The sequence below is a fragment of the Mucilaginibacter flavidus genome (assembly GCF_024055575.1).
Classification (GTDB): domain Bacteria; phylum Bacteroidota; class Bacteroidia; order Sphingobacteriales; family Sphingobacteriaceae; genus Mucilaginibacter; species Mucilaginibacter flavidus.
In genome coordinates this window covers 26,028-38,959 of the sequence record NZ_JAMXOE010000034.1, presented here as the reverse complement: position 1 = coordinate 38,959, position 12,932 = coordinate 26,028, and the positions used below count along the sequence as shown (strand labels likewise).

The window sequence follows — 12,932 nt, the reverse complement described above, 5'->3', positions numbered from 1 at the left end:
TTGAAGATTATAGCTGATTTAAAGATGTAGCTGTGGCAGCTAATCATAGTCCGCCATGCCTGATGTGCAAATATTCTCCTCGTCCCTCGAAAATGACATGGGGGTAGACTGCGTATCATACAATATTCCCCTTCGTCATCTCCTCAACCGCATGATGCGCTGCCCGGGCAGCAAAGGCCATGTACAATATTGAAGGGCTTTGATTGCCGGTGCTGGTCATGCAGGCGCCATCGGTTACGAATACGTTTTGGCAAAGGTGCAGCTGGTTAAATTTGTTCAGCAACGATGTTTTAGGATCGTGGCCCATACGACAGCCACCCATTTCGTGGATATCAAGGCCGGGCGCCTGGTGGGTGTCATTCTTAACGATATCGCGCAGACCGGCAACTTCCAGCATTTCGGCGCTTTGGGTTAAAAAGTCGGCTACCATTTTGTCGTCGTTATCATCATAACCGACCGATGTTATCAGTTGTGGTATTCCCCATGGGTCTTTCTGGTCAGCGCTTAAACGCACGTGATTACTTTCCTTGGGGATAGTTTCACCCTGCATAAACATGCCGGCGCGCCATGGACCGGGTTCGGTCAATGAATCCTTATAATCGCCGCCGATGCCCTGGTTACGATTATTGCGGAACTCGGGGCTGCGGTTAGAGAACACGAACGTGAGGAAACCTCCTAAATAATCCGTATCCTGCTTGTGCAGGTTGCGGTAATTGGCAATAATTGGGTTGGTTGGGTTCCTGCCATAGTAATAAGCATCCTTCAAACCATCATAGGTTCCGTAAACACTGGCCCTGTAATTTTGGAAAGCCATGAACTTGCCCAGCAGCCCGTTGTCATTACCTAAACCATTCGGGAAACGGTGCGATTTGGAGTTCAGCAATATCAAATTAGTATTTAAACAGGCTGCATTTAAAAATATCACTTTGGCAAAATAGTCAACTTCCTGGTTGGTAAGCGCGTCAATAATTTTTACACCGACAGCCTTGCCTTTTTGGTCATCATAAATAATGGAATGCACAACCGAGTGCGGCCTGATGGTTAAGTTCCCCGTCTTCTTCGCCCATGGCAAGGTAGATGATACCGAGCTGAAATATCCGCCGAAAGGGCAGCCACGCGTACACAGGTCACGCGCCTGGCACTGGCCGCGGCCCTGCTCCAAATGGATAGGTTCGGGCTTGGTCAAATGCGCCCAGCGCGTGCGTACCATAAAGCGGTCTTTGTAATGGGTGCTTATTTTTTTCTGGATTTCCTGCTCCACGGCGCTCATCTCAAATGGCTCCAGGTATTCGCCGTCGGGCAAAGCTTCAAGTCCGTCTTTACCGCCGCAAATGCCGGCAAACCGCTCAACATGGCTGTACCATGGCGCAATATCTTCGTAGCGGATTGGCCAATCCACCGCATAGCCGTAACGCTGCGGGGCACTAAACTCAAAGTTGCTCCAGCGCTGGCAGGCACGGCCCCAGGTAATGGATTTACCGCCAACCTGGTACCCGCGTATCCAGTCGAATGGTTTCTCCTGTATATACGGGTGTTCCTTGTCCTTCACAAAAAAGTGCTGGGTATCCTCGCCAAAAGCATAACATTTGCTGATGACGGGGTTTTCATCCAATACCGCTTTCGGTTCCTGCATGCGATGCGGAAAGTCCCACGGGTTTTTCGTAGCCGTAGGGTAGTCCTTCAGGTGTTCAATATTGCGCCCGCGCTCTAGCACCAGGGTTTTTACGCCCAGTTCGCACAGTTCTTTAGCCGCCCAGCCACCGCTTATGCCGGAGCCAACAACGATGGCGTCGAATATTTTGTTTTCCATAAAATCATCTATCAACCGTCATTGCGAGGAACGAAGCAATCTCTGCACATGCAAATCAATTGTGCAATAAACCCATGGTGACCTAACAGCCGGCGTATTGTTCTCCACAAACATCAAGGTCATTGAATGTCCTATGTGGAGTTTGCTTCGTTCCTCGCAATGACGAGTTTGTTTTTGTTCGTTTATAATCTTTACCGCTAGAAATCCTCTAATCCTAAAAATCCTGCGAATCCTGTTCTAATTTAAGAATATCTCATCCATAAATATCCACTCCGGCGTACTTTTTACGGGATCCCATTTTGGTAGCTTCTGGATGTTTTTTACAACGATTTTCAGGCACGAAACCGGCTTGGCGGTATTCAACTTACAGTTTATACCGATGGCCATGTCCTTATCGCCTTTTTGCGCGGCGGGCGGTATTACGTTGCTTAGCAGTTTCAGGTGGTCCTTATCGGCGCCACCCCAAACTTCAATGCCCACGGGTAAAAATATCTGGGTGCCCAAAATGCGCAGGCAGTTAAGGGTTACGGTATGCAGGTTGGCAGGTTTGGCAAACTGCATGTAAATTTCAATAGGCTTTTGTGCCGCTATCCATTTGCCGTTGCCAAAGTTTGTGCCACCCAAATCTTTATCAAATAACGATTTGGCACCATCGGCGCTATATTTGGGCACAGGTGGCTGCAGGTAGCTCACACTATCGGGCGTAAACGTGCTTTTGAAAACGTTAAACTGCACCACGTCGCTGCTAAGCCAGCCGGGTTTGTAGGCTTTTATTTTTACGCTTGTGTTTTGGGTGATCGCCACGCCCGGTTTAAAAATTGGCGACTTTGAGCTATCGGGATCGGTTCCATCTGTTGTATATCTTATCTGCACACCTTTGATGGGATGACTTAACTCGAGCGGGATGGATTGTGCGAAAACCAGCGCCGTGTTTTTCACCTGCGGCACGTTTAACTTAATGGGCTTGCCGTCGTCTTTAAAGCTTTTTACAAACTCAATTTTTTTATTGCGCGCCTGTAAGTCTTTCAGTTGAGCGTCGGTGAGGCCGGTGTCCCAAAGGGTTATTTTGGCGAGGCTTTTTAAGACACTTATTTGCTTAATGGCATCCGCGTTAATTGGCGCGCCTGCCAGCGAAATTATTTTTAAAAATTTAAGTCCGGCCAATTCCTTTAGCGTGTTGCCCGTTACGTCAGTAAAGTTAAGGTTTAATGTATGCAGGTTTTCAAACTGGGCAATGGTTTTCAATTCGGCGTCTTTTACCGGCATTCTATCCAAATCAAGTGTTACTATTTGCTTGTTTATGGCGCTTAATTCTTCCAGCATCTTAGGCTGATAGTTGCTTTTGTTATAGATGTTTACCCCCAGCGCCGGCGACTCCTTTGCCAGCGGGTAAATAACCCTGTAATTATTGTTCAGCTTTTTAATGGTTTTATCATCGGCGGCAGCAAAGTCGAACTTCTCTTCAACTTGTTCAGCAGGCTTTAAATAGGTTGAGGCAATGAGCCGTAATGAATCTTTAGCGGGCAGATCAATAACCTTCTTTTTAAAATCGGCGTTTCCTTTTACCCAAAGGTAAAGCAGGTTCATTTCATCGGGAGTTAGCTGCGGTTTGCCTGCGGGTGGCATGTGTTTTTTATCCTCGGCAACCAAATGTACGCGCTGCAGCAGCAAGCTTATAGCCGGCTGGCCGGGGACTATCAGCTTACCATCCTTGCCTCCCTTCAAAATAGATTTTTCATCAATCAACATCAGGCCGCCTTTTGTTTTATCAGGATTGTGGCAGCTTACGCATTTGCTTTCGAAAATTGGTTGGATGACATCTCTGTAAACCAGCGCCTTATCAACAGGAACCAGTTCTTTTTCGGGGTGCCAAACGGGAGCCAATACAAAGTTGTCGCCATGGGTAAGGTCGGCACCGAAATGGCCTGCAACTACGAGAGCCAACACGACAGTTCCCGCCCCCCAGCGTGCAATTTTAACATTATACCACCCGGCCGTGCGGCACCAGTAAATGATAGTGGATACAAACACAACGCCGGCACCCACCCATTTGTGCCAAACAAGGGTGCTGCCCTCATAACCTGACTCTTTCGATAAAAATAGGCCCATAATGGCTGTAATAGCAGCGAATATAGCGCCGGTGAGCCACAGGTAAGTGGTAAAATCGTGGTACAGTTTTTCGGTGCGAAAACGCTCCCTGAAGCGAAAAAACTCCAGCATCATCGCCATTATCAGCACCACGATAGGGAAGTGCAGTATCAGTGGATGTAGTCTGCCTACAGGCTGCAGCCAGGTTGGAATTGCTATGGATGAACCAAACAGCAGGAAAAAAATGATAAAAATATTAAGGGCAAATAGTAAATTCTCCGCAAAACTTTTGTGCTTGCTTTTTATCATTTAATTAGGATAGTTTATAATTATTAGTTCGTTCTTTTTTTTTACCACCGCCCTTATTGGTGTTGTCACCAACAAGATGGATGTGTACAATTTTTACCCTTTACGATAAACCCGCCTGCTTCTTCTCCTCACAAACATCATCGGTTGTTGGTGACAACACCAACAACGGCGGAAAAAGTCTTATACCCTTGTAAATTTATAAGGGTACACCTTGCCCGATGCCCATTGTGCAACATACAAGTTTTCGTCATTATCAACCAGCACATCGTGCGGGTTTAAGAATATTTTTTCGGCCTGGGCCATGGGTTGCAGCACGCCATCTTTATACACCGGCTCGGTACCGCCCAGGTTTGATACTACCTTGTTGTCTTTATCCAATATGGTGGTAAAACCACTATTTTCGGCATTTAAGCTTGGCGAACGTAGTACTGCTGCATACAAGTGATCGCCTTTTATTACGGGGCGGCACACGCAGGCGCCGGGTAGCTTGATCACTTCCATCAGCTTGCCATCCATAGTAAAGCGTTTAAAGCAATTGCGGGTACGGTCGGTAATAATTAGTGTTGGTGTTGTGCCTCGCCTGTCGATAGTTATACCATGCGCGTTATCCAAATGTTCATCACCATCACCACGACCGCCGAAGAAGTGTTTCAGTTTGCCGTTTTTATCGTAATGCATAATGTATTGCGAGCCATATCCGTCAGCAATATAAAAATCGCCGTTGGTATCAACCGTGGTTTCTGTAGGGATAAAATCTTCCGGCTTTTTGTAAACGCCGGTTTCCAGCGGCACATCAAGCGTCATTAATATTTTGCCGTCCATGGTGGTTTTATACACCTGGTGCTTCACAGTATCGGTTATAAACAAAAACTCGGTACCGTTTTCATTTACCAGCGTAAGTCCATGGGCTCCCGGGAACTCGTGCCCCCAAGTATCGAGCAACTTGCCCGATTTGTTGTAAATCAGCACGTTGTTTTTGGTTTCGTTGGTAAGCAGTAATATTCGCCCTTTTTTATCCTGCACCATTTCGTGGCAGTCGTTAACCGGGTTTTTCATCGGGTCAGCCTTGCTCCAGGCTTTGTCCATACGGTAGCGCATATTGCCATGGCCGTAAATTGGCCCGTCATCTTTTGCCAACAAATCCTTTGCTATAAAAAAGCTGCCTGTAAAAACTGCCGACTGCTTAATGAACGATCTTCTCTCCATAATTTTACACGATTGAATGATTATTATGATTTACAGGATCCGGGAAGGCAGGACAGTTTCTAAAATCCTTTAAATCCCTCCAATCCCTAAATCGTGTTATTCTATTATCGCTTTTTATACGATTGAATGATTATTATTATTTACAGGATTTGGGAAGCCAGGATAATTGTTAAAATCCTGTAATCCCTCCAATCCTTAAATCGTGTTATGCTATTATTCCTTTAACCACATTTCCAGCAACATCTGTTAGCCTGTACCTGCGGCCCTGGCTTTTGAAGGTTAGTTTTGTATGGTCGAGGCCTAATTGGTTTAATATGGTTGCATGAAAATCATGCACGTGTACCGGGTCTTTCACAATGTTATACCCAAATTCGTCCGATTGGCCATAAACTATTCCCGGCTTAATACCGCCGCCTGCCATCCATATGCTGAAGCAGCGCGGGTGATGATCGCGGCCATAGTTCGCTTTCTCCAGTTTCCCCTGGCTAAAGTTGGTCCGGCCAAATTCGCCGCCCCAAATTACGAGGGTTTCGTCGAGCAGACCGCGTTGTTTTAAATCGGTCACCAATGCCGCTGATGCCTGGTCAACATCCTTTGCCTGGCCTGCCATTTCCATGGGCAGGTTGCTATGTTGGTCCCAGCCCTGGTGGTACAACTGCACAAAACGTACGCCGCTTTCTGATAGCTTTCTTGCCAAAAGGCAATTAGCCGCATACGTACCTGGCACCAAACAATCGGGTCCGTACATTTTAACAATATCGTCCGACTCTTTCGAGACATCCATAATCTCGGGCACGGCGGCCTGCATGCGGTAAGCCATTTCGTACTGCTGTACTTTGGCCGATATCTCGGGGTCGTTAAACTCTTTGTAGGATATGTCGTTCAATTCCGCCAGCTTGTCCAGCATTTTGCGGCGGTCACGGCGATCAATGCCGGGCTGATCGTTAAGGTATAAAACGGGGTTTTCGCTGCTGCTAAATTGCACACCCTGGTGAATGGAATCTAAAAAGCCATTGCTCCAAAGTTTTGAATATACACCCTGGCCGTTGCCCTTGCCTTTTGAAAGCAATACCGTAAACGCAGGCAGATTTTTATTTTCACTACCTAACCCGTAGCTTACCCACGAGCCCATGCTCGGTCTGTTGCCTTGTTGTGCCCCGGTCTGAAAAAACGTTAGGGCTGGGTCGTGGTTAATGGCTTCGGTGTAGATGGAGTTAATCATGCAAATATCGTCGGCTATGCCGCCGATATGCGGAAACAGATCGCTGATCCATGTGCGCGATTCCCCATATTGCTTAAAATCATAATAGGAGCCAATCAACGGGAAGGATTTTTGCTGCGCGGTCATCCCGGTTAAGATCTGGCTGCCACGAACGGATGCCGGCAGCTCCTGGCCCATCATTTCGCGCAGCTTCGGCTTATAGTCGAACGATTCCAGTTGCGACGGCGCGCCGTCCTGGAAAAGGTAGATAATCCGTTTTGCCTTTGGTGCAAAATTGGGAAGGCCGGCTATAAAGTCGGAGTCCGCGTCGGCCCCGCCGCTAAATAAATCAGGTATCAGCAACGAGCCAAGGGCAATGCTGCCAATACCGAGACTAAGCTTCGATAAAAACTTCCGCCTGTTGATATTCAGGCGATGCTCTAATTCGTCTTTTTCCATTGTCATCAGGTTTTCGTTATCGCCTCCTCTAAATTATAAATTGTGTCCACCGTTTTCATCATTGCTGCCAGCATTACTTTATCAATATCTTGTGGGATGGGGTACTCGCCCACGCTAATCACCTTTTGCGCATCCTTTTTACTTAATGATTTTAACTGGTCGGCGTAATATCCGTTCAATATGGCCATTTCCTGCTCGTTTGGCAGCCGACTCATTATCAGCCTGAATGCTTTGGTAATTTTATCTTTTGTTTGGCTGTTATCTTTTAAAAGTTTGGCAGCCAAAACACGGGCAGCTTCCAATACCGTTGGGTCGTTTTCCATCAGCAGGGCCTGCAGGGGGGTGTTGGTGCGCAGGCGTTTCACCTCGCACTGGTCGCGGTTGCTGGCGTCAAAAATGGCCATTTCGACTGGCGGAACAGTACGTTTTATCAAAGTGTACATGCCGCGGCGGTACAAATCAGGCCCGTGAACTTGTTTGTAGCTGGCTAATATGCCGCGACCCGATGTGGCATTTTCCCAAAGGCCAGGCGGCTGGTAGGGGTTCACACTTGGGCCGCCAATGGTTTTGTTCAGCAAACCGCTGCTTGCCAAAACCAAATCGCGCACTAACTCGGCAGGCAGGCGGTAGCGCGGGCCGCGCGACAATAAAGCATTATCCGGGTCGAGCTTCACCTTATCCTTAGTAATAACTGCCGACTGCCTGTACGTTGCCGATGTCACCATTTGTTTAACCAGGCGTTTCATGTCCCAGCCGTGATTCATAAAATCGACAGACAACCAATCCAATAATTCAGGATGCGACGGCAAATCGCCCTGCATACCGAAATCGCCCGAGCTTTTCAATATACCTTTGCCAAACAGTTCCTGCCAGGTTTGGTTTACAAATACGCGGGCGGTAAGCGGGTTGCGTTTGTCAAACAACCATTCGGATAACCCCAGCCTGTTTTTTGGCAGGCGGTTGTCAAATGGTAAAATAGCTTTTGGGGTACCGGGTTCAACTTCATCGCCATGGCTATCGTAGTTACCACGTTTAAGTATGTAGGTTTTGCGGTAAGCGTCGCTGTCGCCCATAATGGATACAATCAGCTTGCCGGTATCCTGCTTGTTTATGAAATTCAAAATGCCTTTTACATCATCATTGGTTACCTGCATCATCGGCCGCTTGGCATAGGTTTCGGGCCCACCAACGGTTGATTGGAGGCCGGCTTCTTTCACGCTGTTAAAAAACGAGAAAACCTGGTAATATTCCTTTTGCGAAAACGGATCGAACTTATGGTCGTGGCAGTGAGCACACTCCAGTGTTACGCCGAGCAGCGCCTTGCCAAAGGTGTTGGTACGGTCGGTTACATAAGCAACGCGATATTCTTCGTCAATTACGCCACCTTCTTCAGTAATTTTGTGGTTGCGGTTAAAGCCGGTTGCCAGCAATTGCTCTTTGGTTGGGTTCGGCATCAAATCTCCGGCCAGTTGCCAGGATATAAACTTATCGTAAGGCACATTGGTATTATAGGCATGTATTACCCAATCGCGCCATGGCCATTGTGTGCGGTAGTTATCGTCCTGGTAACCGTGGGAGTCGGCATAGCGGGCAACATCCATCCAGTGGAGTGCCATTTTTTCGCCATAAGCCGGGCTTTTCATCAGTTCATCAACTATCTTGTTATAAGCATCGGGGCTTTTGTCAGCCAAAAACTTGTCCTGCATTTCAATAGTTGGCGGCAGGCCGGTTAAATCAAGGCTTACTCTTTTCAGTAAATGTTCTTTATCCGCTTCGGGATTTGGTTTTAATCCGTATTGTTCCTGTTTATGGAGTATAAAATTGTCTATGGGATTTTTTACCCAATCCTTATCCTTAACCTCCGGAACCGGCCATAGCTTTGGCGCCACAAAAGCCCAGTGCTTTTCGTATTTGGCGCCCTGTTTAATCCACTTTTTAATCAGGTCAACCTCGTGCGGGGTTAAGCGCTTGAGGTTTGAATTTGCCGGCGGCATCATCTCCGAAGTATCGCTGGTTGAAATTCGCCTGAAAAGTTCTGACAAATCAGGGCTGCCCGGAACCAATACGTGCGCATTAGGATTATCTTTCAACGCTTTAAACGCACTTTCGGGCATATCAAGTCTCAAGTTGGCCTGCCTTTTACTGGCATCGGGCCCATGGCATTTATAACATTTATCTGAGAGGATAGGGCGGATGTTAAAATTATAGCTTATGGTGTCAGGGGTCTGATCTTCAATATTTGATGCAGTGTTACTACATGCATTAAACATGGCCGCAATACACCCCGCGCACAATATCCACAGTAAATATAATTTTCGCCGCATAGTAAAAGTAGTAATGTCTGTACAATTGGTTTGTAGAAAGTAAAATTAAACAAATAATTGTAAAAGTTACATAAATACTTTATTACCTGCTTGTATTGAAACAAGTTTTTTACAGGAGTTGCCGCAACGCATTGCTATATCACACCCCAATCAAGGGCTTCCGCCCTTCCCGTACTACCACGGAATTTGATACGTAAAACTACGCAATGTTTTGAAGTAGTAACCCCCGCCGCAGTTTCGCTATTTATTGATAATGAATTATTTATGTATGTTTTTAACAAAATTATTGAACCACGGGTTTTTACGGTGCGATTGAAATAATAACTAATTAATATTAGTTTTATACAAACTATTTATTAACCCCTAAGAATTTAATACTATGGAGGCAAAACCAACACCAAAAGTTTTAACCGGCAGAGAGGGCGAACCATTTGACCTGGATGTGTGTGCAAACTGGACACAAAATTACCGGGACAGAAATCCTGGTGATATCGTATCTCACTTTTTTGGCAGGGAAATAATTGAAAAAATATTAGCGCAGCAAGGCTGCCTGGGCATTCGCGTTTATCATGCTTATGATAAACCGATTAACGGCTGGCAGCGCGCAATGGTGACGATAAGTAATTTTATATTAAAGGTTATAGGCAATATTGAAGGCGAAAGGCACATTATTGTTGCAGGCGCCGTGCACGATGGCAGCGATATGATTAACACAAAACCGGCAGCGCCGGTTGGCGAACCAATGGCCCGGACCGAGATGGCAACGGTTATGACCGCCTCAACGTCTACCGCCACGGCTGATATAGTAGCACAGGAAGCGCTTCCATGCCCGGGCTCGCCGGGATGCCCGAAAAATGTACTAAGCACTAGTCAACGCAGCTTATCATAAATAGTATCGTATATTAGCCTGAAAATAATACTTAACCCAATCCAATTATTTAATCGACGTGGAAAAATCAAAAACACCGGTTTTAACCGGCAAAGAAGGAGAAGAATTCGACTTGCATAAAGCAGCAAGCTGGACAAAAAATCATAGGGAAAGACATCCTGACCAACCGCATTCGCACTTTTTCGGAAAAGAAATATTGCAAAAAATTTTAGACCAGGAAGGTTGTGTTGGCCTGCGTTTTTACCATGGACACAGCAAAGCACATAGCGAGGCCGGCGGCGAAAAACACCTTATTATAGTAGGCGCAAAAGCCGATGGTACCGACATGCTGAATACAGCAAGCGCACAAAAGCTATCAAGGGCCGACATGAGGGCTGTTGCAGCACCGCTTGATACAGTAGCACAGGAAGCATTGCCGTGCCCAGGGTCGCCCGGATGTCCTAAAAATTTAATGACGGAGCCTAATATCAGTTAATAAAACCAGCCTTGTCAATGTCGTTACAGCATGCTTTAAGTATTATTAGTGCTTTTTCCGGTGCTTTACCGGTCGCAGCGGTAGTACTGAACTATAAACACCTCGACAAGGTGCTACGTATAGCTGCCCTGTTTTTTGTGATATCTGCCGGGTTCGATTTGGTGCAGGCGATAACCATCTCAATGGGCATGACCAACAATTTGCATATCATCCGGCTGTTCCTGGTAATTTGTTTACTGTTTTTTTCGGCAATATATTACAATGCCTTTTTAAGCCGGGTGCTTAAAAAAACTATCGTTATCATGTCAGCAATAACATTGCTTATTATGATAGTAAATGTTGTTTTTGTTGACGCGATAAAAGATTACCCGGCACTATCGCACACGGTTTTAAATATAGTGCTCATTTTTTATTCGCTGGCCTATTTTTACCAGTTGCTTAGCCGGCAGGAGTTTGTGCATATCGAAAAACAGGGGCTATTTTGGATAAATGCGGGCGTGTTGTTTTATTTTTCGATAAACATATTTTTGTTTATGCTTTTTAGCCGCATTGTACAGGCGCACCTGGAAGAATACCTGATAATACAAAACGTAACCAACATAATTGCTAACTTGTTATATACCGTAGGATTACTTTGCCAACCCCAGCCACAGAAGACAACCTGATACCGGTATTAATTACAGGCACGCTTGTAATTGTAATACTGCTTGTTTTTTTATTTTTTTTCGTAATCATATACCAGCGAAAAATGATAAAGAACCAGGTGGAGATGCGTAAACTGCACGACGAGCAGCAAACTGACCTGCTAAATGCCGTGTTTGAAACCCAGGAAAGTGAACGCAGGCGCCTTGCCGAGGATTTGCACGACAGCGTGGGCCAGGTACTGTCGGCCATAAAACTTAACCTGCACCGGCTGGATAAAGCAGGTGTTGGTGAAACAAAAACGCCATTGCTCGCCGACACCCGCCAGCTTACAGATGAGTGCATACAGGAGATCCGCAACATCATACACAACGTGCTGCCCCCGGTTTTAACCGACTACGGCCTTAAAGAGGCACTGGAAGGCCTTTGCCTTAAAATGGAACAAACTACCAGTGTTAAAGTACACTGCAAAAATAATTTAGACGAAGTAAGGCTTCGCCCCGAAATTGAGCTTGCTTTTTACAGAATGGCGCAGGAGCTATTTAGCAATGCTATAAAACATGCTGATGCAACCATCATCCACTTAAACCTCACAAAGGATAACGGATGGCTGGTAATGGAATTTAAAGATAATGGCAAGGGGTTTAATTTAGATGAGGTAAAGCGTGGCTTTGGGCTTAAAAACCTGCAAAGCCGCGTCCAATTAATTAATGGTGAGGTAAATGTATACACCAAACCAAAGAACGGAACCATCACTATAATTAGAGTTGTGATATAATTGCCGCTATTTATCTATCTTTATTGACTTTTAAGCAAATCATGGGAAAAATCAAATTAGCTATTGCCGATGATCACAAAATTTTCAGAAACGGTTTAAAAGCTACACTTGAAGATTGTGCCGACTTTGACTTAGTAATTGAAGCATCAAACGGCAAGCAATTGCTTGGTATGTTGACTGAAGTTAAGCCGGATGTGATATTGATGGATATTAAAATGCCCGAAATGGACGGCATACAAACTACCACAGCCATCAAACAAAAATACAAAGATGTAAAGGTGCTGGCATTATCCATGTTTAACGAGGATAAATACATCGTTGATATGATGAAGGCCGGTGCGTCGGGCTACCTGTTAAAGAATGCCGAACCCGAGGAGATCATCGAAGCCATATCTACGGTATTTTATAAGGACTATTATTTTAACGAGCACCTGTCTATCACCCTTATCAAACAGCTGGCAGGCAATAACAACAGCAACAACCCTTCGCAATCGCTGGCAGATTTTAACGAACGCGAAATTGAAGTTTTGCGCCTGGTTTGCCAGGAATGCTCGAATCAGGAAATTGCTGATAAAATTTGCCTCAGCGTACGCACCGTTGAAGGATACCGCGCCCGCCTGTTCGAAAAAACCCGTTCAAAAAACCTGGTTGGGTTAGTTATTTTTGCTATTAAGACAGGGATTATTAACGTGTAGCCCAAAGTCTTGAGTCGAAAGTCTTAAGTCAAAAAACTCTTTCCCGACTCAAGACT

The 12,932-nt window shown here is 45.8% G+C and carries 10 protein-coding genes; 5 read left to right on the top strand and 5 right to left on the bottom strand.

Annotated features, from left to right (window positions below; translation table 11 throughout):
* Positions 1-115 precede the first annotated feature (115 nt).
* The 5 genes from NAF19_RS28295 to NAF19_RS28275 all read right to left on the bottom strand — a co-directional run bounded on the left by NAF19_RS28295 (position 116) and on the right by NAF19_RS28275 (position 9,397).
* The gene (locus tag NAF19_RS28295; protein ID WP_252793741.1) at positions 116-1,810 is read right to left on the bottom strand and encodes a GMC oxidoreductase; all 1,695 of its coding nucleotides are present in this window, start codon (positions 1,808-1,810) and stop codon (positions 116-118) included.
* 237 nt (positions 1,811-2,047) lie between these two features.
* Complete coding sequence (locus NAF19_RS28290; RefSeq protein WP_252793740.1) at positions 2,048-4,207, bottom strand: c-type cytochrome domain-containing protein; 2,160 nt, start codon at positions 4,205-4,207, stop codon at positions 2,048-2,050.
* A gap of 180 nt (positions 4,208-4,387) precedes the next feature.
* A complete protein-coding gene (locus tag NAF19_RS28285; RefSeq protein WP_252793739.1) occupies positions 4,388-5,413 on the bottom strand; it encodes an NHL repeat-containing protein in 1,026 nt (341 codons plus the stop codon).
* A gap of 205 nt (positions 5,414-5,618) precedes the next feature.
* A complete protein-coding gene (locus NAF19_RS28280; RefSeq protein ID WP_252793738.1) occupies positions 5,619-7,073 on the bottom strand; it encodes a DUF1501 domain-containing protein in 1,455 nt (484 codons plus the stop codon).
* 5 nt (positions 7,074-7,078) lie between these two features.
* A complete protein-coding gene (locus NAF19_RS28275) occupies positions 7,079-9,397 on the bottom strand; it encodes a DUF1553 domain-containing protein (RefSeq protein WP_252793737.1) in 2,319 nt (772 codons plus the stop codon).
* Positions 9,398-9,776: 379 nt separating this feature from the next.
* On the opposite strand from NAF19_RS28275, the gene NAF19_RS28270 reads away from it, so the two are divergent.
* The 5 genes from NAF19_RS28270 to NAF19_RS28250 all read left to right on the top strand — a co-directional run bounded on the left by NAF19_RS28270 (position 9,777) and on the right by NAF19_RS28250 (position 12,876).
* The gene (locus NAF19_RS28270) at positions 9,777-10,286 is read left to right on the top strand and encodes a hypothetical protein (protein ID WP_252793736.1); all 510 of its coding nucleotides are present in this window, start codon (positions 9,777-9,779) and stop codon (positions 10,284-10,286) included.
* Between the two features lie 58 nt (positions 10,287-10,344).
* Positions 10,345-10,761, top strand: coding sequence for a hypothetical protein (locus tag NAF19_RS28265; RefSeq protein WP_252793735.1), 417 nt, complete (start codon positions 10,345-10,347; stop codon positions 10,759-10,761).
* A gap of 17 nt (positions 10,762-10,778) precedes the next feature.
* Positions 10,779-11,426: a hypothetical protein gene (locus NAF19_RS28260; RefSeq protein WP_252793734.1), complete on the top strand. Its 648-nt coding sequence runs from the start codon at positions 10,779-10,781 to the stop codon at positions 11,424-11,426.
* 83 nt (positions 11,427-11,509) lie between these two features.
* Entirely contained in the window at positions 11,510-12,181 is a 672-nt protein-coding gene (locus NAF19_RS28255; protein WP_252793733.1) for a sensor histidine kinase, read from the top strand.
* A gap of 41 nt (positions 12,182-12,222) precedes the next feature.
* Positions 12,223-12,876, top strand: a complete 654-nt coding sequence (locus tag NAF19_RS28250) for a response regulator transcription factor (RefSeq protein WP_252793732.1) — start codon at positions 12,223-12,225, stop codon at positions 12,874-12,876.
* The last annotated feature ends 56 nt before the right edge of the window (positions 12,877-12,932 follow it).

Excerpts from the sequence above, each read along its gene's own strand:
- NAF19_RS28295 (WP_252793741.1), bottom strand. The coding sequence starts at position 1,810 with ATGGAAAACAAAATATTCGACGCCATCGTTGTTGGCTCCGGCATAAGC.
- NAF19_RS28290 (WP_252793740.1), bottom strand. The coding sequence starts at position 4,207 with ATGATAAAAAGCAAGCACAAAAGTTTTGCGGAGAATTTACTATTTGCC.
- NAF19_RS28285 (WP_252793739.1), bottom strand. The coding sequence starts at position 5,413 with ATGGAGAGAAGATCGTTCATTAAGCAGTCGGCAGTTTTTACAGGCAGC.
- NAF19_RS28280 (WP_252793738.1), bottom strand. The coding sequence starts at position 7,073 with ATGGAAAAAGACGAATTAGAGCATCGCCTGAATATCAACAGGCGGAAG.
- NAF19_RS28275 (WP_252793737.1), bottom strand. The coding sequence starts at position 9,397 with ATGCGGCGAAAATTATATTTACTGTGGATATTGTGCGCGGGGTGTATT.
- NAF19_RS28270 (WP_252793736.1), top strand. The coding sequence starts at position 9,777 with ATGGAGGCAAAACCAACACCAAAAGTTTTAACCGGCAGAGAGGGCGAA.
- NAF19_RS28260 (WP_252793734.1), top strand. The coding sequence starts at position 10,779 with ATGTCGTTACAGCATGCTTTAAGTATTATTAGTGCTTTTTCCGGTGCT.
- NAF19_RS28255 (WP_252793733.1), top strand. The coding sequence starts at position 11,510 with ATGATAAAGAACCAGGTGGAGATGCGTAAACTGCACGACGAGCAGCAA.
- NAF19_RS28250 (WP_252793732.1), top strand. The coding sequence starts at position 12,223 with ATGGGAAAAATCAAATTAGCTATTGCCGATGATCACAAAATTTTCAGA.